Source organism: Curtobacterium pusillum (assembly GCF_007680845.1).
GTDB lineage: Bacteria > Actinomycetota > Actinomycetes > Actinomycetales > Microbacteriaceae > Curtobacterium > Curtobacterium pusillum_B.
In genome coordinates, this window is the sequence record NZ_VEIY01000001.1 from 858226 (window position 1) to 880034 (window position 21809).

17 protein-coding genes are annotated in these 21809 nt (G+C 72.8%); 8 read left to right on the forward strand and 9 right to left on the reverse strand.

What is annotated here, in order from left to right:
- Positions 1 to 13 precede the first annotated feature (13 nt).
- Complete coding sequence (locus FS825_RS04070) at positions 14 to 3442, forward strand: error-prone DNA polymerase (protein ID WP_144711060.1); 3429 nt, start codon at positions 14 to 16, stop codon at positions 3440 to 3442.
- A gap of 133 nt (positions 3443 to 3575) precedes the next feature.
- Here the strand turns inward: FS825_RS04070 and FS825_RS04075 are convergent, their stop codons facing one another.
- Both FS825_RS04075 and FS825_RS04080 read right to left on the reverse strand, forming a co-directional pair.
- On the reverse strand, positions 3576 to 5060 hold the full coding sequence (locus FS825_RS04075) for a sensor histidine kinase (protein WP_144711062.1): 1485 nt from the start codon (positions 5058 to 5060) through the stop codon (positions 3576 to 3578).
- Entirely contained in the window at positions 5057 to 5734 is a 678-nt protein-coding gene (locus FS825_RS04080) for a response regulator transcription factor (protein ID WP_144711064.1), read from the reverse strand. Before FS825_RS04080 ends, FS825_RS04075 begins: the two co-directional genes overlap by 4 nt.
- Before the next feature lie 207 nt (positions 5735 to 5941).
- Between FS825_RS04080 and FS825_RS04085 the strand changes: the two genes are divergently transcribed.
- Positions 5942 to 6250 carry a hypothetical protein gene (locus FS825_RS04085; RefSeq protein ID WP_144711066.1) on the forward strand — a complete coding sequence of 103 codons (309 nt, stop codon included), beginning with the start codon at positions 5942 to 5944 and terminating at the stop codon, positions 6248 to 6250.
- A gap of 148 nt (positions 6251 to 6398) precedes the next feature.
- Here the strand turns inward: FS825_RS04085 and FS825_RS04090 are convergent, their stop codons facing one another.
- Positions 6399 to 7448: an FUSC family protein gene (locus tag FS825_RS04090; protein WP_186377058.1), complete on the reverse strand. Its 1050-nt coding sequence runs from the start codon at positions 7446 to 7448 to the stop codon at positions 6399 to 6401.
- An 80-nt stretch (positions 7449 to 7528) separates the two neighbouring features.
- Between FS825_RS04090 and FS825_RS04095 the strand changes: the two genes are divergently transcribed.
- Both FS825_RS04095 and FS825_RS04100 read left to right on the forward strand, forming a co-directional pair.
- The gene (locus FS825_RS04095) at positions 7529 to 8773 is read left to right on the forward strand and encodes a phosphotransferase enzyme family protein (protein ID WP_144711070.1); all 1245 of its coding nucleotides are present in this window, start codon (positions 7529 to 7531) and stop codon (positions 8771 to 8773) included.
- A gap of 878 nt (positions 8774 to 9651) precedes the next feature.
- Complete coding sequence (locus FS825_RS04100) at positions 9652 to 11787, forward strand: DEAD/DEAH box helicase (RefSeq protein WP_186377059.1); 2136 nt, start codon at positions 9652 to 9654, stop codon at positions 11785 to 11787.
- Between the two features lie 162 nt (positions 11788 to 11949).
- On the opposite strand, the gene FS825_RS04105 is transcribed toward FS825_RS04100, so the two are convergent.
- On the reverse strand, positions 11950 to 12222 hold the full coding sequence (locus tag FS825_RS04105; RefSeq protein WP_144711072.1) for a mycoredoxin: 273 nt from the start codon (positions 12220 to 12222) through the stop codon (positions 11950 to 11952).
- Positions 12223 to 12283: 61 nt separating this feature from the next.
- Here FS825_RS04105 and FS825_RS04110 point away from each other — a divergent pair, with 61 nt between their 5' ends.
- Positions 12284 to 13816 carry a CYTH domain-containing protein gene (locus FS825_RS04110; protein WP_144711074.1) on the forward strand — a complete coding sequence of 511 codons (1533 nt, stop codon included), beginning with the start codon at positions 12284 to 12286 and terminating at the stop codon, positions 13814 to 13816.
- Positions 13817 to 13916: 100 nt separating this feature from the next.
- On the opposite strand, the gene FS825_RS04115 is transcribed toward FS825_RS04110, so the two are convergent.
- Both FS825_RS04115 and FS825_RS04120 read right to left on the reverse strand, forming a co-directional pair.
- A complete protein-coding gene (locus FS825_RS04115; protein WP_144711075.1) occupies positions 13917 to 16088 on the reverse strand; it encodes a S9 family peptidase in 2172 nt (723 codons plus the stop codon).
- On the reverse strand, positions 16085 to 17311 hold the full coding sequence (locus FS825_RS04120; protein WP_186377060.1) for a Fic family protein: 1227 nt from the start codon (positions 17309 to 17311) through the stop codon (positions 16085 to 16087). The genes FS825_RS04115 and FS825_RS04120 overlap by 4 nt, the downstream gene beginning before the upstream one ends.
- Positions 17312 to 17410: 99 nt before the next feature.
- Between FS825_RS04120 and FS825_RS04125 the strand changes: the two genes are divergently transcribed.
- The gene (locus tag FS825_RS04125) at positions 17411 to 18610 is read left to right on the forward strand and encodes an amidohydrolase (RefSeq protein ID WP_144711079.1); all 1200 of its coding nucleotides are present in this window, start codon (positions 17411 to 17413) and stop codon (positions 18608 to 18610) included.
- Between the two features lie 257 nt (positions 18611 to 18867).
- Here the strand turns inward: FS825_RS04125 and FS825_RS04130 are convergent, their stop codons facing one another.
- Positions 18868 to 19758, reverse strand: coding sequence for an aminodeoxychorismate lyase (locus tag FS825_RS04130; protein ID WP_144711081.1), 891 nt, complete (start codon positions 19756 to 19758; stop codon positions 18868 to 18870).
- A gap of 52 nt (positions 19759 to 19810) precedes the next feature.
- Positions 19811 to 20161: a tryptophan synthase subunit alpha gene (locus FS825_RS04135; RefSeq protein ID WP_144711083.1), complete on the reverse strand. Its 351-nt coding sequence runs from the start codon at positions 20159 to 20161 to the stop codon at positions 19811 to 19813.
- 64 nt (positions 20162 to 20225) lie between these two features.
- Between FS825_RS04135 and FS825_RS04140 the strand changes: the two genes are divergently transcribed.
- Positions 20226 to 20750: an 8-oxo-dGTP diphosphatase gene (locus FS825_RS04140; RefSeq protein WP_186377061.1), complete on the forward strand. Its 525-nt coding sequence runs from the start codon at positions 20226 to 20228 to the stop codon at positions 20748 to 20750.
- Positions 20751 to 20766: 16 nt separating this feature from the next.
- Positions 20767 to 21336 carry a YbhB/YbcL family Raf kinase inhibitor-like protein gene (locus tag FS825_RS04145; RefSeq protein ID WP_144711087.1) on the forward strand — a complete coding sequence of 190 codons (570 nt, stop codon included), beginning with the start codon at positions 20767 to 20769 and terminating at the stop codon, positions 21334 to 21336.
- Between the two features lie 71 nt (positions 21337 to 21407).
- Here FS825_RS04145 and FS825_RS04150 read toward each other — a convergent pair whose 3' ends face one another.
- Positions 21408 to 21692 carry a hypothetical protein gene (locus FS825_RS04150; RefSeq protein ID WP_144711089.1) on the reverse strand — a complete coding sequence of 95 codons (285 nt, stop codon included), beginning with the start codon at positions 21690 to 21692 and terminating at the stop codon, positions 21408 to 21410.
- Positions 21693 to 21809 lie beyond the last annotated feature (117 nt).

Below are 21809 nucleotides of genomic sequence, written 5' to 3' on the forward strand. Positions count from 1 at the left end.
GTGGGGAGCACTGATGGGCTACAGCAACCCGCCGATCCCGTGGTCGCAGTTCGAACGCGCCCTGTCCGACAAGCGGAGTCCCGGCAGCACGCACGACGGCGACGGCGGTGACAGCCCCGCGTGGTCGCGGAAGCGCTCGCGGTACGAGGCGCCGGGCGGTCACGAGGACACGGGCAACGAGCCGGTCGTGCCGTACGCCGAGCTGCACGTGCACTCCACCTTCAGCTTCCTCGACGGCGCGAGCGGACCGGAGCACCTCTTCGAAGAGGCCGCGCGGCTGCACCTGCACGGCCTCGCCCTCACCGACCACGACGGCTTCTACGGCGCCGCCCGGATGGCCGAGGTCGCCGAGTCGTACCCGACCGTGGCGACCGTGTACGGCACCGAGCTGTCCCTCGGACTGACCGAACCGCAGAACGGCGTGCCCGACCCCGAAGGCACCCACCTGCTGCTCCTCGCGGACGGGCAGGACGGCTACCACCGGCTCGCCGGCGCGGTGACGAGCGCGCACCTGGCCGCCGGCGCCGAGAAGGGACGACCCCGGTACGACCTCGACGACCTCGCGGCGCGGTCCGACGGGCACTGGCGGGTCCTGACCGGGTGCCGCAAGGGCGCCGTCCGGCAGGCGCTCGAACGCGACGGGGAGTCCGCTGCGGAAGACGCCCTGCGTGCCCTGCTCGACCGGTTCGGCACCGCCGGCGTCGTCGTCGAGCTCACGGACCACGGCGACCCGATGGACACGGCCCGCAACGACGTCCTCGCCGCGCTCGCGGCGAAGCACGCGCTGTCGGTCGTCGCCACTGGCAACGTGCACTACGCCACCCCCGACCGCTTCCCCGTGGCGACCGCCCTCGCCGCCGTCCGTGCCCGGCGCAGCCTCGACGAGATCGACGGCTGGTTGCCGGCCGCCCCCACGGCGCACCTCCGCTCGGGTGCCGAGATGGCCAGGCGGTTCGCGCGCTGGCCGGGCGCCGTCGCGTACAGCGTCGAGCTCGCGGACGAGATCGGCTTCCAGCTGAAGACGGTCAAGCCCGGGCTACCGGACATCGACGTGCCGGACGGGCACACCACGATGTCCTGGCTCCGCGAGCTCACCTGGCGCGGTGCACGCCGGTTCTACCCGGGCAGCGCCGACGGCGTGGACCCGCAGAAGCGCGAACGCATCGAACGCGAGCTCTCGGTGATCGAGGACAAGGACTTCCCGGGGTACTTCCTCATCGTGCGGGACATGGTGCAGTACGCCCGTGACCGCGGCATCCTCTGCCAGGGGCGCGGGTCGGCCGCGAACTCGGCGGTCTGCTACCTGCTCGAGATCACGGCGGTCGACTCGATCCGGTACGGGCTGCCGTTCGAGCGGTTCCTGTCGGCGATGCGCGACGAAGAGCCCGACATCGACGTCGACTTCGACTCCGACCGGCGCGAAGAGGTCATCCAGTACGTCTACGAGAAGTACGGCCGGTTCAACGCCGCCCAGGTCGCGAACGTCATCACCTACCGGCCGAAGGGCGCCGTGCGGGACATGGCGAAGGCGCTCGGGCACAGCCCCGGACAACAGGACGCCTGGTCGAAGCAGGTCGAGCGGTGGGGGTCGGTGACCGAGAGCCAGGACCACGACATCCCGGACACCGTGGTCGACATGGCGCAGCAGGTGCTCGGGTTCCCGCGGCACCTCGGCATCCACTCCGGCGGCATGGTGCTCACCGACCGCCCGGTGGGCGAGGTCGTGCCGATCGAGCACGCCCGGATGGACGGCCGCACCGTGCTGCAGTGGGACAAGGACGACTGCGCGTACATGGGGCTCGTGAAGTTCGACATGCTCGGGCTCGGCATGCTCGCCGCGCTGCAGTACTCGTTCGACCTCGCCGACGAGCACTGCGGGGAACGCTGGGACATGCACTCCATCCCGAAGGAAGAGCAGGGCGTCTACGACCAGCTGTGCCGCGCCGACACCATCGGGGTGTTCCAGGTCGAGTCACGTGCGCAGATGGGCACCCTGCCCCGGCTGTTGCCACGGCGGTTCTACGACCTCGTGATCGAGGTCGCCCTGGTGCGCCCCGGACCGATCCAGGGCGGTGCGGTGCACCCGTACATCCGCCGGCGCACCGGTGAAGAACCCATCACGTACATCCACCCGTCGCTGGAGCCGGTGCTCGAACGGACCCTCGGCGTGCCGCTGTTCCAGGAACAGCTCATGCAGATGGCGATCGCGGTGGGCGGCTGCTCGGGCGACGACGCCGACCTGCTCCGGCGGGCGATGGGGTCGAAGCGCGGGCACGAGAAGATCGACCGGCTCCGCGAGAAGCTCTACGCGGGCATGGCGGCGAACGACATCCACGGCGAGGACGCCGACGCCATCTACGCGAAGATCCAGGCGTTCGCGAACTTCGGTTTCGCGGAGAGCCACTCGATCAGCTTCGCGCTCATCGTCTACGCGAGCGCGTGGATGCGGTTGCACTACCCGGGGGCGTTCCTCGCGGCGCTCCTCCGGGCGCAGCCGATGGGGTTCTACTCACCGCAGACGCTGGTGGCCGACGCCCGACGGCACGGGGTCACCGTCCTGCGGCCGGACATCCTGCGGTCCGGGGTGGACGCCTCGTTGGAACCGCTGGGGTCGGACGGGGGCGAGCCCTCCACGCCGCTGGGCGCCGACGCCTGCCTCGAGACCGAACAGCCCCCGGTGCTGCCGTTCGACAAGGCCCTGCCCGACGACACGGCCCGGCACCGGCGGGACGGCGCGTTCGCCGTCCGGCTCGGCCTCGCCGAGGTCTCGTCGCTCGGACGGAAGAGCGCCGAGAAGATCGTCGCCGAGCGCGACGCGCACGGGCCGTACACCGACATGTCGGACCTCGCCCGCCGGGTCGGCCTGACCACGGCGCAGCTCGAGGCGCTCGCCGCCGCCGACGCGTTCGCTGCGCTCGGGGTGGACCGGCGCGGCGGGATGTGGTCCGCTGCCCAGGCGGCCGCCGAGCGCCCCGACCAGTTGCCGGAGACCCAGGTGGTGGTGCAGCCTCCGCTGTTCGGGCAGATGACCAGCGGGGACGTCCTCATCGCGGACATGTGGTCCACGGGGATGACGACCGACGACCACCCCGTGCGGCACGTCCGGGACGGCCTGGTCGCACGCGGGGTGCTCAGCGTCCAGGACACCGCGACGGCCGAGACCGGTCGTCGGGTCGAGGTCGGCGGCATCGTGACGCACCGGCAGCGTCCGGCGACGGCCTCGGGCATCACGTTCATGAACGTCGAGGACGAGACCGGGCTGGTGAACGTGATCTGCAGCGTCGGGGTGTGGGGGCGCTACCGGAGGGTCGCACGGGAAGCGCCGGCGATCATCGTGCGGGGGATCCTCGAGCGCTCGCCGGACGGGGTCGTGAACCTGGTGGCCGATCGGATCGAGCACCTGTCCCTGTCGGTCCGGACGCGGTCGCGGGACTTCCAGTGACGGGGCGGTCGTCGGCCGCGCGGGTCGTCGTGCGACACGGTACCGGTCGATCGACGCGTGCGGTGTCGGACGGTGCGCACGCACGCCGCCGAACGCCGCCCCGCCGCCCTCGCGGGCATGCCCCCACGCCCCGCTACGACACCTCCGGGACCCGCACCGTGACCTCGAGCCCGCCCGACCGCACGTTCCGGAGCGACGCCGTACCCCCGGCCCGCTCCGCCACCGCCCGCACGATCGCGAGCCCCAGCCCGGAACCGCCCGGCAACGCGATCGCGCCGGTGGTCGGGTCGGGGTTCGGTCGGGACTTCCGGGCCTCGTCGGGGCGGGTGAACCGGTCGAACGCGACGGGGATGAACGATTCCGGCACTCCCGGGCCGTCGTCCGTGACCTGCAGGATGCCCTCGCCGGCGGCGCTCCGCCACGACACGAAGATCCCGCCGCCGCGGGGGAGAGCAGAGACCGCGTTGCCCGCGATGTTCGTGACGAGCTGTGCCATGCCGCCGGTGTCGAGCCGGTACCGCGGTTCGACCGTGCCGCCGCCGATGCCCGGGCCGGAGCCGCCGACGGCCACCGGGGGTTCGAGGTCGAAGTCGACGGTGATGTCCTTCGCCGACGCGATGAGCCGGACCCGGTCGACGGCGGACATGACCTCGTCGCCGAGGTCCGACCACCCGGTCAGGGTCTGCTCGGCTCCGTCCTGCTCCCGGCGCTCGGACTCCTCGATGCGGGACAGCGCGAGCAGGTCGTTGGCCAACCGGGACAACCGCGCGACGCTGAGCTTCGCCCGCTCGATGTGCGCGGCGAGGGCGGCGGCGTCGTCACCGTCGAGGGACGCGAGGTCGAGCTGGGTCGTCAGGATCGCGAGGGGCGTGCGGAGCTCGTGGCTCGCGTCCGAGACCATCTGGCGCTCGCGCTCGGTCGCTTGGCGGGTGCGGGCGAGGAAGGCGTTCAGGGTCGTCGCCAGGGACGCCAGTTCGTCCTCGGCGGGCCCCACGGGCAGCTCGGCCCGCTCGGGGGCGACGGACAGGCGTTCCGCTTCCCGGCGCATCCGGTTCACGGGGCGGAGGGCGGCGGTCGCGAGTGCCCACGATGCGACGCCGAACGCGATGAGGATCGCGAGTCCGGTGAGCGACAGCGTGGACGTCAGGTCGTCGACGACGATCGCCTCGGCCTGCGCGTTGCGTGCCGCGACCACCGTCCAGCGCCCGGCCTGGTTGACCGGGTGCTCGACGACGACGCGGTACTCCGACCCCGAGACCTGGATGACGGACGTGCCCGCCCTCGTCGACGTCAGGCTGCCGAGGGCACGCTCGACCTTGCCGGGCATCGTCGACAGCACGATGTCCCCGGTGGGGGACACGACCGCGACGAGCTGCAGGTTGCCGGGCGGTGACAGGTCCGGGTTGCTGTCCACTTCGAGCGTCGCCACGTACGGGTCGGCGTCGGCGTCGAGCAAGGTCCTTGTGGCGCTCGCGACGACGCTCACGACCTGGAACCGCATGACGACCACGAGCAGGACGATGACGACCGCCGCGATCGCCGTGGAGCCGATGGTGATCCGAGCCCGGAGCGAGAGGTTCCGCAGCGGGCGGATCAGGCCCCGCCCGGGACCGGTCACGCCCCGAGCAGGTCGAGTCGGTAGCCCCGACCGCGAACGGTGGAGATCGCGACGGTGGCCTCGTGCGAGGTCAGCTTCTTGCGGAGGTACGAGATGTACTGCTCGACGACGTTGGGATCGACGTGCTGCGAGCCGTCCCAGACCTCTTCGAGGATCTTCGGCCGGTCGACCACCGTGCCGACGGACCGCGCGAGCAGTCGGAGCAGCGCGAACTCGGTGGGGCTCACGGCGACCCGCTGGCCCTTGATGAGGATGCGGCGCGCTTCGGAGTCGATGGCGACGTCGCCGACCTCGATCGTGCGGGGAGCGCCGGCGGACTCACGGCGACCGAGCGCACGGAGGCGGGCGGTGAGCTCGGCGAAGGCGAACGGCTTCGTGAGGTAGTCGTCGGCACCGGCGTCGAGCCCGAACACGCGGTCGTCGACGGCGTCCCGCGCGGTGACGAGGAGGATCCGCACGGGGTCTTCGCGCTCGCGGATGCGTCGGGCGAGCTCGAAGCCGGACATGCCGGGCATCATGACGTCGACGACGGCCAGGTCGAACGCCTGCTCGCCGAGCGCGATGAGCGCTTCGACCCCGTTCTCGACCGCCGTGACGCGGTACCCCTCAGCGGCGAGCCCACGCTCCATGAGCGCGCGCATCTCGTCATCGTCCTCGACCACCAACAGGCGCATAGCGACCTCCTCGGACCCATCGTGGCATCGATCGGGCCGAGGGTGACGGTTCCTCGGCCGATCTCGCTGAATCTCGTCACAGTCACAGCGGGGCGACAGGTAGAACGGTCTGTCCCTCGTTCGTGGGACGTGAGGACTTCTTCAGTCGTTGCTAGGCTCACGCACCGGACGAGGCGTGCCCGACGCTTCGTCAGCAGTGGGGGCACCATGAACAACTCGCCGGAACACCCGGCCCTCGTCCGTCTGCGCGCGGAGCTCGACGCCGCGTGGAAGGGCATCGGCGTGCTCGGCGCCATGGAGGACGGCCCGCGCGAGCGTGTCGTCGCCGAACTCCTGGCCGCCGTCCCGGACGTCGCGAGCCGCGCGGCCCGCGCCGCCGGAGCGGATGCCGTCGTCGCCGAGATCAGTCGCTTCGCCGAGGCGGAGGTCGTCGCGGACGACTCGTCCGTCCCGACGGCGACGATCTGGGGCGACATCGTGCACTCCGCGACCGAAGCGGCGTCCGCCACGCGCTGACGCGACCACCCGTCGGACGGGAGGCGCGGGTCGGGCCCGACCCGCGCCTCCCGTCCGACCGTGCGCACGACCAGGGCCGCCCGCCGTCCGCGACCGCGTTGCCGTTCCGTGCACCCGCCCGGCTCGCCGACGCGAGCCGACGGCGGTCTCAGTCGTCCTCGCCGAGCAGTTCCTCGCGCACGCGACGGATGTCCTCGAGCAGGGCCCCGATGAGCACCCAGTGCCGCGAGTTCGGCCGGACGATCTCGAGCGGCGCCGTGAGCGCGGGTTCGCCGGCCGGGTCGACCGGCTCCGGGACGGGGGCCTCGGACGCGGCGACGCGCGCGCTCAGCGCTCGGACGTCCGCGGCGATCCGGGCCACCTCCGTCGCGATGCTGCCCACGACGGGGTCGGCGCGGAGGTCCGGCGCGGTGTTGTCCCGGATCGCCCGGGTCATGCCGGTGACGCGGGTGACGAGGACGCGCAGGTGCTCGGTGACGGTGATGTCCTCGTCGAGGATCGTCCGGTGCCGGCCACCGCGCGGGTTCATGGTGAGGGACTCGCGTGCCGCGGTGAGCGACGCCTCGGCGCGGGCGTGCTGCTGGCGGAGGGCGCGGGCCTGCAGGAGGGCCTCGTGCCACCGGTCGTGGTCCCAGCCCTCGGTGAGGCCGATCGCGACCCGCTCGAACGCGGCCGCGGTGTCGCGGGCGAGCCGGGCGACGGCGAGGTGCGCGGGGCCGAGGAGCACCGGCGGGACGATGAGGGCGTTGACGATGAGGGCGACGATCGCGCCGAGGACGGTCTCGAGGATCCGGTCGGCCGAGTAGTTCGGCGTGACGACACCCGCGGTGAGGACGAGCATCCCGCTGATGCCGACCTGCGTCGCCGAGGTCGGGGTGAGCCGGAGCGCCCAGGCGATGAGGATCGCGAGCACGATGACGAGCAGGACGACCCACACCGAGTCGCCGAGCAGCAGGTGGAACCCGGTGGCGAGCACGACGCCGAGGACGACGCCGGCGCTCCGCTCGAGGCCCTTCACGAACGACTGGTTGATGCTCGGCTGCACCACGAGCAGGGCGGCGATCGCGGCGAAGGTCGGGAACGGTCCGGCAATGAGGACCCGGCAGAGCAGCACGGCGGCGACCACCGCGACCGCCGTCTTCACGACCTGCAGGAAGGGCGTGCGGCTGGAGCTGCGGAGACGCGCGACCGGGTTCACGACGACCACGGTAGCCACGAGCCGCACGCCGAGCCGTGCACGAACGCGACGAAACCCCCGCCGTCGGGTTGACTGGTGTCGTGTGGCCCAACCATGAGCGCGTCATCCCGCAGGCCTTCGCCGGCTCCGGGACCTCCGTGGTGGCCGCGCGGGCGCACTCCGTCGAGCCCTCGGGCAACGGCTACCTGTACGGGTACGAGGTCGACACCGTGGACCGGGCCGGCCAGCGCGCCACCGTCCTGACCTACGTCGACACGGGCGGCACCCACGACCAGAACAGCGCGATCGTCACCGATCCCGCCACCGGCGACCCCGTCTCCGTGTGGGCGTACCCGAACGACCCCGGACTGCCGGTGCTGCCGCAGGTGACCTACCGTGACGCGGTCGCCGAGCTGCTCACGACGCTCGGCATGCCGGTGACGAACCCGACGCTGACCGTCGCGGCGTACCGCCCGGGCAAACGCGCGGTCGTCCGGGTCGACGCACCCGAGGGGACGGTGTTCCTCAAGGTCGTCCGGCCGCACCGGGTCGCACCCATCGAGAAGTCGCACGAGCAGTTCGTCGCCGCTGGCCTCCCCGTGCCGCGGGTCCTGTCGAGCCGGGGTGACGGGCTCCTCGTGCTCGAACGCATCCGGGGCGTGCCCGCCGGCAGCCGGATCCTCGACATCGCCGACGACCCGCGGTTCGTCTCGTCGCTCGCCGCGCTGACCGGCCGGATCGCGACCGTGCCGATGACCCAGCAGGCCCGCGCGGACGCGATGGACCACGCCGACTGGCACCGGCGCACCCTGGTCGCCGCGCTGCCGCAGGACGCCGAGGAGATCGACGCCCTCTACGACGCGATCGGACGACGGTCGATCGGTTGGGCCTCGGCCACGAAGCAGGTCGTGCACGGCGACCTCCACCTCGAGCAGGTCTTCGTCGACGAGGACGAGCCGTGGCGGATCTCCGGCCTGCTCGACATCGACACCGCGGGCTGGGGCTTCCCGGTGCGGGACATCGGTGCGGTGGTCGCGCACCTCGTCGTCACGGGGCTGTGGCACCGGTCGCGCGGGGATGTGGAACGCGGGGCCGCGGCGGAGCGCCTGGCCGACGCCGTCGCCCGGGACTGGGTCGCGCGGAACCCCGACCAGACGGACCGGATCGGCCCGGCGATCGGGGCGCAGCTCCTCGCGCACGCGGGCGGGCAGGCGACGACGGGGTCCGCGAACGGGATCCACACCGCGGAGCAGCTGCTGGCGGCGACGCAGGCCGCGTTGGTGGAGGCATCGCCGGTCGTGCCGTCGGACGGCTTGGTCCGGCCGCGTTCCGCGCCGCAGGTCTGAGGCGCGGCACGCCGCGCGCGCGTGGGCGGCGCCGAGTGCGCACGGCACGCCGCGTGCGTATCGCCGAGCGGGCGGAAGGCGCCGGCTGGCGGTCGCGAGGCTGACAGATCGTGCCCGCTCGGCGGGAGGCGCGCGGCGCGTCGGTGCTCGGGCCGGCGCCGCGCGGGCGCCCCAACCAGGGCGCACGACACGCCGCAGGCGTAGCGCCGAGCGGGCGGAAGGTGCCGGCCGGCGGCCGCGAGCGTGACAGATCGTGCCCGCTCGGCGGGAGGGGGGCGCATCGGGGCCCGAGCGGGCGCGGGCGCCCGGGCGGCCGGGCGCCCGGGCGCCGGGCGCCGAAGGGGCACGACACGCCGCATGCGTGGCGCCGAAGGGGCGGAAGGCGCCGGGCGGCGGGCGCGAGGGTGACAGATCGTGCCCGCTCGGCGGGAGGCGCGGGGCGGGGCCGCACCGCGCCTCCAGGCACGCGGAACGGCGGCAGCCTGGAGGCGCGACGCGCGCGGGCGACGCCGAGTCGCCTCCGTCGGTGGTCGGGGAGTAAACTGAACGCGCATGCACCGCGTTCCCGCGTGCCGCGTCGATTCCGGACGCAGCAGTCGGTCACTTGACCGACGTGGGAACCGGATCCGTGAACGCCCCGAGGGGGCTTCGCGTGCGTGCGACGGCGCCGGATCCCGGCGCGGACCATCGCGTCCGGCACCCTCCCGGTGGCCGGGGCGCGAACGGTCCGCGGGACTCCACCGGACGTCCCGAGTCGGGGACCGGCGAAGCGGCGGGCCACGGTGGCCCCCGACACCGGAGCCGTGCCAGGCACCGGTACAGGACTTCCGCCCGGACGGGCGGCTCGCCCGGCACGACCGGGCGGAACAGGAGGAGCGTTGGCTCGATCAGGCACCCGGCGTGCTGCTGGCGGGACGCGGACCGCGTCGCGTCGCACCAGGCCGCTCGACAACGACGGCGTCATCCCCGTCCTCGCCCGCGCCGTGCGCGAGGTCGAGGCAGCCGCGCAGCGTGGGCCGCTCAAGGCCTCGAACCGTTCGAAGTTCCAGGCGGTCGCCCTGCTCATGCGCGAGGAACGCGCTCGGGTCAAGGCGGACCCGGACCTCACCGACGCGCAGCGCGCCGAGCAGCTGAAGCGGCTCGACGGGGTAGCGACGATCCTCGCGAAGACTGCGGCGCGGGACACGAGTGTGATCCAGCTCCTCACCGAGGAGGCGTCGGTCAGCGAGACCACCCGCACGGTGAAGCGCGACATGATGATCGCCGGCGGCATGGAGCTGCAGCCGGAGGACCTCGTCATCGCCGCCGAGCCGTCCCCGGTCGTCGAGACGCCGGTGCGTTCGGTGGTGCCGCAGGCGGTCGTGCAGCGCCAGCTCGCGAACCCGTTCCTCCCGCCGGACTTCGCGCTCGCCGAGCAGCCCGTCGCCCACGCGCGGCGCCTGGCGAACTGGGAGCTGTTCGGTCCGCTGTTCAAGTCCTTCGAGTACGGCGCGGGTGGGGGAGCGGCGACGATGCCGCTGCCGGAGCCGAAGACGCTGCACTCGCGCTCGGGCACCACGCTCATGAAGCACCAGGCGGAGCTCATCGCGGCCGCCGCGGAGGGGCACCGCACCTTCCTGCTCGCGGACGAGCCCGGCCTCGGCAAGACGGCGCAGTCGTTGCTCGCCGCCGAGGCCGCGAACGCGTTCCCCCTGCTCGTCGTCGTGCCGAACGTGGTCAAGACGAACTGGGCGCGTGAGGCCTCGCGGTGGGTCCCGAACCGGACCGCCACGGTCATCCACGGTGACGGCGGCGACCTCGACGGGTTCGCCGACATCGTCATCGTGAACTACGAGATCCTCGACCGCCACGCCGGCTGGCTCGGCGCCTTCGGATTCAAGGGCATGGTCGTCGACGAGGCGCACTTCATCAAGAACAAGGACTCGCAGCGGTCGAAGTTCGTGCTGCAGATCGCCGAGAAGATCCGGCAGCGCACGGCGGCACCGCTCCTCATGGCCTTGACGGGCACGCCGCTCATCAACTCCGTCGAGGACTTCCGCACCATCTGGGAGTACCTCGGCTGGATCGACGACAAGAAGCCCCGCGCGAAGCTCATGAACGAGCTCGAGGAGATCGGCCTCACGCCGGCGGACCCGGGCTTCTTCGTCGAGGCACGCAAGGCCGTCATCGACCAGGGCATCGTCCGACGGCGCAAGGTCGACGTCGCCGCGGACATCCCCGCCCGCCGGATCGCCGACATCCCCGTCGAGCTCGACGGTGAGGAAGGCCGCTCCATCCGGGACGCCGAGCGCGAGCTGACCGCGAAGCTCGTCAAGCGCTACCACCAGGCGCTCGACGCCCGCACCGGCCAGGACCCGGTCGTCGGCATCGACCACAAGCTCGTCCGACAGGTCGCGCGGTGGGAGCTCGAGGACCAGGACGCCTCGTCCACCGGGGAGAACGTGTTCTCGATGGTGCGGCGCATCGGCCGGGCGAAGGCGCAGCTCGCGGCGGACTACGCGGCGCAGCTCGCCTCGAACGTCGGCAAGGTCGTCTTCTTCGCGAAGCACCTCGACGTCATGGACCAGGCGGAGGAGGTCTTCGCACGCCGGGGCCTCCGCACCGCGACGATCCGTGGCGACCAGACACCAGCGCAGCGCACCGCCGAGATCGACTCGTTCGTGAACGACCCCGACGTCGCGGTCATCGTCTGCTCGCTCACGGCGGCGGGCGTCGGCCTCAACCTGCAGGTGTCGTCGAACGTCGTGCTCGCCGAGCTGTCGTGGACGAGCGCCGAGCAGACCCAGGCCATCGACCGCGTGCACCGGATCGGGCAGGAGGAGCCGGTCACCGCGTGGCGCATCATCGCGGCGCAGACGATCGACACGAAGATCGCCGAGCTCATCGACTCGAAGGCGTCCCTCGCTGCTCGGGCGCTGGACGGGTCCGACGAGGAGCTCGTCGACTCGGGGGACATCCAGCTCGACGCGATGGCGGCGCTGCTGACCGAGGCGCTGGAGCGCGGCGCGAAGTAGTGCGGCGCGGCGCTGGCGCGCGGCTCGCGCGGCGCCGGCGCGCGGCGCGGCGCTCGCGCCGGGTCGAACCACGAAAGCGACGTCGAACCGGGGGATCACCCTGGTGCGACGTCGCTTTCGTGGTTCGGAGCGCGAAGCCCGCGCCCGCGCCCGGCGCGCGCGTCAGATGCGCGACTGGACCTCGGCGAGCGAGGGGTTCGTCGCCGTGCTGCCGTCCGGGAACACCAGCGTCGGCACGGTCTGGTTGCCGCCGTTCACCTCGGCCACGAGTTCGGCGGTGCCCGGCGTCTGTTCGATGTCGACCTCGCGGTAGGGCACGCCGGCCTTCGATATCTGGTTCTTCAACCGGGCGCAGTAGCCGCACCAGCTGGTCGTGAACATCGTGACGGCGCCGGCCTCGGGCACGAACGCGTCGCGGGTGATCGTCTCGCTCATGGGCCCAGGCTAACCCCGGCCGGTTCGGGGAACACGGTGAAGCCCTGGTAGACAAGAGCGCGTGAGCGACACCCACCTCGAGATCGAACGCACCTACGACCTGCCCGAGGGCGGGGACCTTCCGGACCTGATCGGCGTCGGCGGCATCCTCCGCACCGAGCACCAGGCGCCGTTCGAGCTCGACGCGACCTACTGGGACACCGACCGGTACGACCTCGTCGCCTCGCGCGTGACCGTCCGGCGCCGCACCGGCGGCCCCGACGCAGGCTGGCACATCAAGCGCGCGGCCTCCGACACCGTCCGGCACGAGGAGCACTTCCCCCTCACCGACGACGCCGACACCGTCCCGGTCGAGGTCCTCGCCGCACTGTTCACCGAGCGCCGCGGCCGGGGACTCCGCCCGGTGGTGCGGATCACCACGACCCGCACCGTCACCCGACTCCTCGACGAGGACGGCGACCAGATCGCCGAACTCGCCGACGACCAGGTCGCCGCCCAGCGGCTCGACGACGACGCTCCGGACACCCCGCGCACGTGGCGCGAGGTCGAGGTCGAGACCGTCGACGGCGTCGACACCCAGATCGCACACGAACTCTTCGCCGCCCTCGACGGGCGCTTCGCGGCGGTCGGGGCCGGCCCCGCCGCCGTCTCGTCCAAGCTGGCACGTGGGCTGGCAGGAGCACCGGCACCGCGCCTCCAGACCGCCGAACGGCCCGACAAGGGCACCGCAGCCCGCGCGCTCACCAAGCGACTCCGCAAGCTGCGCGGGACGCTGCTCGTCCAGGAGGCGCTGCTCCGGTCCGGCGCACCGGCCGACCTCCGCGAGACGGCTGAGACCGCCCTCGGCATCGCTGCCGTGATCGGGTCCTACCGTCCGGCGTTCCCCGCCACCGAGGAGACGGACCGCGCCGCCGAGGCGGCCGAGGGGCTCGCCGCCGTGACGGCACGTGCGGCGCTGGCGGAGTACCTCGTCGACCGGCTGCCCCGCGCCTCGACCCCCGCGCAGGACGCGCTGGTCGACGCGATGACCCGCGAACGGATCCTGGCGGCCACCCGGGAACGACGGGCCGTGGCGGTCCGGGACGTCGTCGCGTTCCTGCACGGCGAGCCGTTCCTCGAGCTGCTCGACGTGCTCGACGACGCCGTCGAACGCCCGGCACCGACCGCGTGGGCGCTGCGCTCCCCGAAGCGCGTCGCACAGGACGTCTCAGCGGTCGAGAAGCCCCGCGTCCGCGAGCTCGTGCGCGACGCCGTGGGGGAGGACGACGACTCGTCCGCCGTGCTCGACCGCGAGACGGCGGCGCGCGAGGCGACCGAGCAGGCCTGGCGGGCGGCGACGCGTGCGCGGATGGCGATGGACGTCCTCGGTGACGATGCGTTCCCGCACGCGCTGTGGAAGCGGGTCGGGGACGCGGCCGACGTCCTCACCGAACGGGTGCGGTCGCTGCACGCGCTCGACGTGCTGCGGGTGCACTCGGGGATCGCCGAGCGCGGGGGCGAGGGCACGTTCGGGTACGGGGTGCTCGCCGGTGACCGGGTGCGGCTCGCGGAGGAGTCCTACGACGAGGCGGTGCACGCGCTCAACCGCGTGTGATCCCGCGCCCGCGCGCGCTCGTCCGTGGACGGGCGCGCCGGGCGGGCGTCAGCCGGAGCCGACTGCCGCGCGCCGGGCGGGCGCGCCCGCCGGGCGCACGTCAGCCGGCAGCGATCGGGTTCGCGTTCGCCGCCGCCGGCGTGACCTCGGCCAGCCCGAGCACGTCGAGCAGCCAGGCGAGTTCGAACGCCCGTTCCTTCCAGGAGTCGTAGCGCCCGCTGACACCCCCGTGCCCGGCCGCCATCTCGGTCTTGAGCAGGACGGGCGCACCGACCTCCCGCAGCTTCGCCGTCCACTTCGCGGGCTCGACGTAAAGCACGCGGGTGTCGTTGATCGAGGTGACCGCGAGGATCCTCGGGTACTGCACGTCCGACCGGACGTTCTCGTACGGGGTGTACTCGCTCATGTAGCGGTAGACCTCGGGGTCGTGCAGCGGGTCGCCCCACTCGTCCCACTCGATGACCGTGAGCGGCAGGTCGGGGTCGAGGATGCTCGTCAGCGCGTCGACGAACGGCACCGCGGCGAGGATGCCGGCGAACTTCTCCGGCGCGAGGTTCGCGACGGCGCCCATGAGCAGGCCACCGGCACTCCCACCTTCGGCGACGAGCTGGTCGGCGCTCGTCCGTCCGCTGTCGATGAGGTGCGACGCGACGGCGACGAAGTCCGTGAAGGTGTTCTTCTTGGTCAGGGTCTTGCCGTTCTCGTACCAGTGACGGCCCATCTCGCCGCCGCCGCGGACGTGGGCGACGGCGAACACGACACCGCGGTCGAGCATCGAGAGCCGCATGACGCTGAAGCCGGGGTCGATCGAGTGCTCGTACGACCCGTACCCGTACAGGTGCAGCGGCGCGGGCCGATCGGCGTCGACGGCGTCACGACGCCACACGAGCGAGATCGGCACCCGGGTGCCGTCCGCCGCGGTGGCCCAGTCGCGCTCCTGGACGTACTCGGACGGGTCGTACCCGCCGAGGACCGGCTGCCGCTTCAGCACGGTGACCGCTCCGGTCGCGAGGTCGAGGTCGCTCACCTCGGACGGGGTCACGAACGACGTGAAGCCGATCCGGAGCGTGGGCTGGTCCCACTCGGGGTTGCCACCGAGTCCGGCGGAGAAGAGCGCCTCGTCGAAGGGGACCTCGTGCGCGTCGCCGTAGCCGTCGCCCTCGATCGGGATGATCGCGACGCGGGGGAGGGCTTCGGAGCGGTACTCGAGTGCGAGGTGACCGGCGAAGGCGTCGACCGCTTCGATCCGGCGTTCCGCGTGGTGCGCGACGACGACACGGCGGTCGCGTTCGGACGTCGGGTCGTCGGCGGGGACGTCGACGAGCTCGAAGTTCTCGGCGCCGTCGTTGTGCAGCACCAGGAAGCGGTCGCTGCCGCCGACGATCGCGTGCTCGATCTCGTACTCGACGCCTTCGCGCCGCGGCCAGACCACCTGGAACTCGCCGGTGGGGTCGGCCGCGTCGAGGACGAGCGCTTCGGACGTGATCTTCGACCCCAGCTCGATCACGATGTACTGCGACGACCGCGTGACACCGACGCCGACCCAGTACCGGTCGTCCGGCTCTTCGAACACGACGACGTCGGTCGAGGCGTCGCTGCCCACCGTGTGCCGCCAGATCCGGTCGGGACGCCAGGAGTCGTCGACCGTCGGGTAGAACACGTACCGCCCGGACGGGTCGAAGGTCGCACCGGAGCCGGTGTTCGGGATCTCGTCGGCGAGGTCCGTGCCGGTCGTCAGGTCGCGGACGTGCAGGGTGTAGCGCTCGTCGCCCTCGACGTCGATCCCGTAGACGAGCCGCGTGCCGTCGTCGCTGATGTCGTAGGTGCCGAGCGAGAAGAAGTCGTGCCCGTCGGCCAGGGCGTTGCCGTCGAGGACGACCTGTTCGCCGGGGAGCGTCGCGGCGCCCTCGGCCACGGCGGGCGGGGTCCAGTCGTCCGGTCCGGCGATCGGCGCGCGGCACTGCACGCCGTACTGACTGCCCTCGGCCGTGCGGGTGAAGTACCACCAGTCGCCCATCCGGACGGGGACGGAGAGGTCGGTCTCCTGCACGCGCCCCTTGACCTCGGCGAAGATCCGGTCGCGAAGCGGAGCCAGGTGTGCCGTCGCCGCCTCGGTGTGCGCGTTCTCGGCTTCGAGGTACGCGAGCGTGTCCGGGGACTCCTTGTCGCGGAGCCACTCGTAGTCGTCGACGAAGTCGATGCCGTGGTGGGTCCGTGTCACGGGTCGCTTGGCGGCGGTGGGAGGGGTGGCCTGGACGTGCTCGCTGCTCACCACCCCACCCTATTCGCCCGTTGTGTGACGCCTGCCTGGACTCGGTCGCCGAACGCCGTGATCTCGTCGGCCACGGCCACGGTGAGCCACGCGCGCCGCCGCCGCCGCTCGGTGACCGGGCGCAGCACGCCGGCCCGACACAGGTCGTCGGTCACGGCGTCGATCGCCCGGTGGTCGCCGTCGAGCAGGTCCTCGAGCCGGTCCTCGGTGAGCACCGGGTCGTCGGCGATCGCCCGGTCGACGACGGCGTGCGGCCCGGTCGCGCAGGGTCCGGTCGCGCGGTCGGCAGCGGCCTCGGCCAGGAGCAGGGCCGTGACGGTGGCTTCGTCGCAGACCGTGCCGATCGCGATCGCGAGGTCGCGGACCCACTCGGCGACGAGTCCGCGCCGGTACCGCTCCAGGTGCCAGAAGTAGCGGTCCCGTTCGGCGACGAGTGCCGTGGCGATGGGGACCGCCACGACGCGGGTGAGGCCACGACGGCGGAGCACGGCGCCGACGAGGGCGCGTCCGATCCGCCCGTTGCCGTCGGTGAAGGGGTGGATCGACTCGAACTGGGCGTGCGCGATCGCCGCCTGGGCGATCGGGTGCAGGTCGTCGCGGTGCAGGAACGCGAACAGGTCGCCCATCAGCTCCGGCACGAGGTCGGGCGGGGGTGGGACGTGGCGCGCCAGTCGCGGGGTGACGCCGCCGCCGATCCAGTTCTGGACGTCCCGCCACCGTCCGGCGTACCGGCCGTCGACGGCGTCGTCGCGCATCAGGCGACGGTGCGCGTCGAGGAGTGCTGTCTCCTCGATCCGGCCGGAGGCGGCCGACGACACCAGACGCTCGATGGCACCGCCGGCCCGGACCATCGCCGAGGCGCTCCCGTTCGCCCGGATGCCCACGACGGCACGGGCAAGGTCGTCCAGGCTCGCCGACTCGTGCTCGATGCGGGAGGACGCGACGGCCTCGGTCCGGTCGAGGACGCGGCCGAGCGCGGTCAGGTCCGCCCCGTGCTGGTCGTCGAGCTCGCGGAGCGCGGTGGCCGCCCGCTCGAGCAACACCGAGGTGTCGGCGTCCGGCGCCCAGCGGGCCGCTGCGATCCGGGGCGGGATCGACGCCGTGACCGTGGTGGTCTCGCGATCGGGCCGGGCACCGCGGCGGGCGCTGCGCCACGGCAGCGTCGTCGACGTGTGGGACGGCCAGGGGTGCTCGGCGCGGTGCATCGGTCCTCCGGTTCGCATCGGGTCCCCCGACGGTAGAGGTTCGACGAGGACGCGCGCGAACAATTCGTATGTTGTATGCATGGAAGGGATGTCGTCGTCCCTCGCTAGCGTTGGAGCATGAGCAACTCCTTCGTCGTCACCAACGCACACGTGGTCCCCGTCTCCGCCCCCGAGTTCGACGGCGGTGCCGTCGTCGTCGAGGACGGCCGGATCACCGCGATCGGTCCGGACGTCACCCCGCCACCGGGACTGCCGGTCGTCGACGCCGCGGGTGCCTGGCTCGTCCCCGGCTTCGTCGAGTCGCACGGCCACGTCGGCATCCACGAGGAAGCGAACGGCGAGGCCGGCAACGACACGAACGAGATGACCGGGCCGAACATGGCCGGCGTGCGCGCGATCGACGCGATCGACATCGACGACGAGGGGTTCCGCGACGCCCTCGCTGGCGGGATCACGAGCATCGTCGTCAAGCCGGGCTCCGGCAACCCGATCGGCGGACAGACCGTCGCGATCAAGACCTGGGGCGGCCGCACGATCGACGAGCAACTCATCTCCGACGCGGTGAGCATCAAGAGCGCCCTCGGCGAGAACCCCAAGCGCGTCTACGGCGGCAAGGGGCAGACCCCCTCGACCCGGCTCGGCGTCGCGAAGATCATCCGGGACGCCTTCGTCGAGGCACAGAACTACCGCGCCGCGCGGGACGCCGCTGCCGCGAAGGACGAGCCGTTCGCGCGCGACCTCACCAAGGAGACGCTCGTGCGCGTGCTCGACGGCGAGCTCGCGTGGGACCAGCACACCCACCGCCACGACGACATCGCCACCGCGATCCGCCTGTCCGAGGAGTTCGGCTACCGGCTCGTCATCAACCACGGGACCGAGGCGCACAAGATCGCGGACGTCCTCGCCGAGAAGGACATCCCGGTCATCTACGGGCCGCTCTTCACGAGCCGGTCGAAGGTCGAACTCCGCGACCGCGGCATCCCGAACCTCGCGACGATCGCGGCTGCCGGTGTCCGCGTCGCCATCACGACGGACGCCCCGGTCGTCCCGATCAACATGCTCGTCGACCAGGCGACGGCCGCCGTGAAGGAAGGCCTCCCGTACCAGACCGCGCTCGAGGCACTCACCACGAACCCGGCCGACTTCCTCGGGTTCGGTGACCGTGTCGGTCGTCTCGCCGAGGGCTACGACGCCGACCTCGTCCTGTGGGACGGCGACCCGCTCGTCGCGACGAGCCGCGCGACGCGCGTCTGGATCGAGGGCAAGCCGGTCTTCGAGTGGGCCGACGGGACGGGCGTCACCACGCCGCGCTGGTAGCGACCCGATGCGGACGGGAGGCGCGGTGCCGGCTGGCGCCGCGCCTCCCGTCCGTCCGTGGTCGCGCGCTCACGCGACGTTGCGCGCGTCGTTCGACAGGTGCCGTGTCGACGCATGCGCACGCATTGCGTGCGGGCGCATCGTGCGACAGGGCACGCGTCGATCGCCGCGTGCCGTGTCGCGAACCTCGTGCGACGCGCGCACGCGCCGGCCGCGCATCCGCACGCGCCGCCGCACGCGCCGCCGGCCGCCCGCGCTCAGACCTCGCGCGCCAGCAGGAAGTCGTTGATGCGTGTCGTCAGCTCCGCGTCGATCTCCCGCGCGTTCCCGTTCACCGCGCGGATCGGCGCCGCCTGCCGCACGCTCGACACGAGCCACGCCGCGTCCGCCCGGTGGAAGTCGTCGAGCGTGACGAGCTCGTACGCGGTCTCGATGCCCGCCTCCTCGGCGAACCGGAAGACGTCCGCCTGCGTCGTGCCGGCGAGGATCCCGATGTCGGTGCGGGGCGTCACGAGCCGGCCGCCGACCGACAGGATGAGGTTGGCGCGCGTCCCCTCGAGCACGTACCCGTCGGAGGAGACGAACACGGCGTCGTCGGCCCCGCGTCGGGCGGCTTCGCGGAGCGCCGCCATGTTCACCGCGTACGACAGCGTCTTCGCGCCCTGCAGGAGCCACGGCGACGTCCGCTCGACGTCGTGCCGGTAGCCGCGGTCGAGCGTGACGACCGAGATGCCCTCGGTTCGGGCGGCGGTGGAGTCGCCGGACGGTGCCGCGTAGACCCACCCGGTCGGGCGGTCGGAACCCTCGACACCGCGGGTGATGACCGTCTTCACGAAGGCCTCGCGGACCGGGTCGAGCCGCGCGCACACCGCCTCGATGGCCTGGCGCCAGGCGTCGGTGTCCGGTGCGGGCAGGTCGAGCATCGCCGCGGACCGGCCGAAGCGGGCCAGGTGCGCTTCGAGTGCCTGCGGCCGGCCGTCCACGACGGTGATGGTCTCGAAAACGCCGTCGCCGCGCGTGACGCCGAGGTCCTGCACCTGGATGTGCTCCTCGAGCGGCTTCGCCCAGGTGTACGTGTCCGCCGCGGGGTCGTGCGGAGCGGCGTCGCGGGAGGGCTGGTTGAGGACGGCGAGGACGGTTTCGGTCATGGCCCCATCCAACCGCAGCGCGGCCGGGAACGGGCGCCCCGAGACCGCCGAGCTAGCCGGCTTCGGGCAGGGCCCCGAGCAGCTTCCAGACCGCCGGGGTCAGCTCGGGGTGCTGCAGGGCGATGCGGCGGAGGCGGTGGTACTCCTCGCCGAGGCGGGTGCCCTGGCCAGAGGCCGGGTGCGACGACCACTGCGCGCTCCGCTTGCCGATGGCCGCGTCGAGGTCGACGGCATCGGCGCGGAGGATGAGCACGACCTGCTCGTCCACGGTGGGGAGCGTCGGCATGAACTCCCACGGGTCCTCGCCCTGGCGGCTCCGGTGCTCGACGATCATCGAGATCTCCTCGGCCGCCTCGGCACGCAGCACTTCGAGGCTGCGCCCCGTCCTGCGGGACTCAGCCATGATGCCCCCGCAGCACGCCTGCCATGGAAAAAGCGTACGCCACTTCTTCGGCCAGACTGGACGCGTGACCCCACGCGACGAGACCAAGTCCCAGCACCCCGCGGTGGTCGTCGTGTACCTCGTGCGGGACGGGCAGGCCGGCCCGGAGGTCCTGCTCGGCGAGAAGCGTCGCGGCCTCGGCACCGGCCGCCTGGTCGGTCCCGGCGGCAAGCGCGAGCCGGGGGAGTCCGCGGTCGAGACCGCCGTGCGAGAAGTGCGGGAAGAGGTCGGCCTGCGGATCGAGGCTGACGACCTGGAGGCGCGGGGCACGTTGGACTACCGGTTCCCGTACCGTCCGTCCTGGTCCCAGGTCTCGGACGTCTTCGTCTGCCGCCGCTGGCAGGGCACCCCGTCGGGCAGCGACGAACTCGAGCCCCGGTGGATCCCGGTCGACGCCGTGCCGTTCGGTGCGATGTGGGACGACGCCAAGTACTGGCTGCCAGGGGTGCTCGCCGGCGGATCGGTCCGCGCCCGGTTCACCTTCGCCGAGGACGACGCGACCGTCTCGGGCTACACCGGCACCGGCGTCGAAGCGCCGGCCGTCGACTGAACGAGAGGACCCAGCCATGCCCCGGAATCCCATAGGCGTCCTGCTGCGGAACCGACGAGCCGGTGAGGACGCCCTGCTCTGGACCGACCCGGAGTGCACGGTGGACAGTCCGGCCTTCGCGCTGAGCAGCCCGTCGTTCGTGCACGGGGCGGCGATCCCGTCGCGGTACCGGGGTCACCTCCGTGGCGGGGACGTCTCGCCGGCGCTGTCCTGGACGGTGCCCCCGACCGCCACCCGGGAGCTCGTCCTGGTGGTCCAGGACCGGGACGTGCCGTTCCGGAAGCCGGCTACCCATGCACTGACCGCCGGCATCGACCCGGCGTCCTCCGGGCTCGTGGAAGGCGCGATCGCCGTCGGTGGCCCGGTGGCCGGGCTGCAGCAGGGGCGCGGACCGCTCGGTCGTCGGGGGTGGTCCGGGCCGATGCCGATCCCGTCGCACGGGCCGCACACCTACGTCTTCCAGCTCTTCGCGCTGGATCGGCCGGCGGGCCTCCGGGCGGGGTTCACGCTCGCCGAGGCGCGGGAGGCGATGGCGGGACACGTCCTCGCTCGTGCGCGACTCGACGGGACGTACGAGAACGCCTGAGCAGGCTGGCCCGGCGGCCGGCGGCCGGCGGCGCGCGGCGGCGCCGGGCCGGTCGCCGTGGCGCGCCGGCGCTAGCGGGTGTGCGTGCGGGTGCTGCCGGTCCGGGCCTCTTCGGCGGCCGCGATGACCTCGGCGTCGCCGCTCCGGCCGCCGAGCGGCCGCACGAAGAAGTCGATGATGCCGACGACGATCGCGCCGATCATCGCGAACATCGCCCAGCCGACGAACAGCCCCGCGACGTTCCGGCCGTCGGCGGGTGCGAGCAGGACGCTCGCGGCGTAGAACCCGATCGTCAGCACGAGGAACACGACGACGACGGTGACGAGGACGCGGTGCCAGGCGATGCGGGGGTTCATGCGGACCACGATACCCGCGGCCCGGACCCCAGCGGACGCGGACGGTCGGCGGCCCGGGCGCTGTGCGACATCACGCTCGTCGATCGACGCGTGCGGTGTCGGACCATGCGCGCGTAC

What these genes read in the sequence shown, in the direction of transcription:
- FS825_RS04135 (WP_144711083.1), bottom strand. Translation starts at nt 20,161, where the DNA reads ATGGCTGAGTCCCGCAGGACGGGGCGCAGCCTCGAAGTGCTGCGTGCC.
- FS825_RS04145 (WP_144711087.1), top strand. Translation starts at nt 20,767, where the DNA reads ATGCCCCGGAATCCCATAGGCGTCCTGCTGCGGAACCGACGAGCCGGT.
- FS825_RS04125 (WP_144711079.1), top strand. Translation starts at nt 17,411, where the DNA reads ATGAGCAACTCCTTCGTCGTCACCAACGCACACGTGGTCCCCGTCTCC.
- FS825_RS04150 (WP_144711089.1), bottom strand. Translation starts at nt 21,692, where the DNA reads ATGAACCCCCGCATCGCCTGGCACCGCGTCCTCGTCACCGTCGTCGTC.
- FS825_RS04070 (WP_144711060.1), top strand. Translation starts at nt 14, where the DNA reads ATGGGCTACAGCAACCCGCCGATCCCGTGGTCGCAGTTCGAACGCGCC.
- FS825_RS04120 (WP_186377060.1), bottom strand. Translation starts at nt 17,311, where the DNA reads ATGCGAACCGGAGGACCGATGCACCGCGCCGAGCACCCCTGGCCGTCC.
- FS825_RS04105 (WP_144711072.1), bottom strand. Translation starts at nt 12,222, where the DNA reads ATGAGCGAGACGATCACCCGCGACGCGTTCGTGCCCGAGGCCGGCGCC.
- FS825_RS04080 (WP_144711064.1), bottom strand. Translation starts at nt 5,734, where the DNA reads ATGCGCCTGTTGGTGGTCGAGGACGATGACGAGATGCGCGCGCTCATG.
- FS825_RS04130 (WP_144711081.1), bottom strand. Translation starts at nt 19,758, where the DNA reads ATGACCGAAACCGTCCTCGCCGTCCTCAACCAGCCCTCCCGCGACGCC.
- FS825_RS04085 (WP_144711066.1), top strand. Translation starts at nt 5,942, where the DNA reads ATGAACAACTCGCCGGAACACCCGGCCCTCGTCCGTCTGCGCGCGGAG.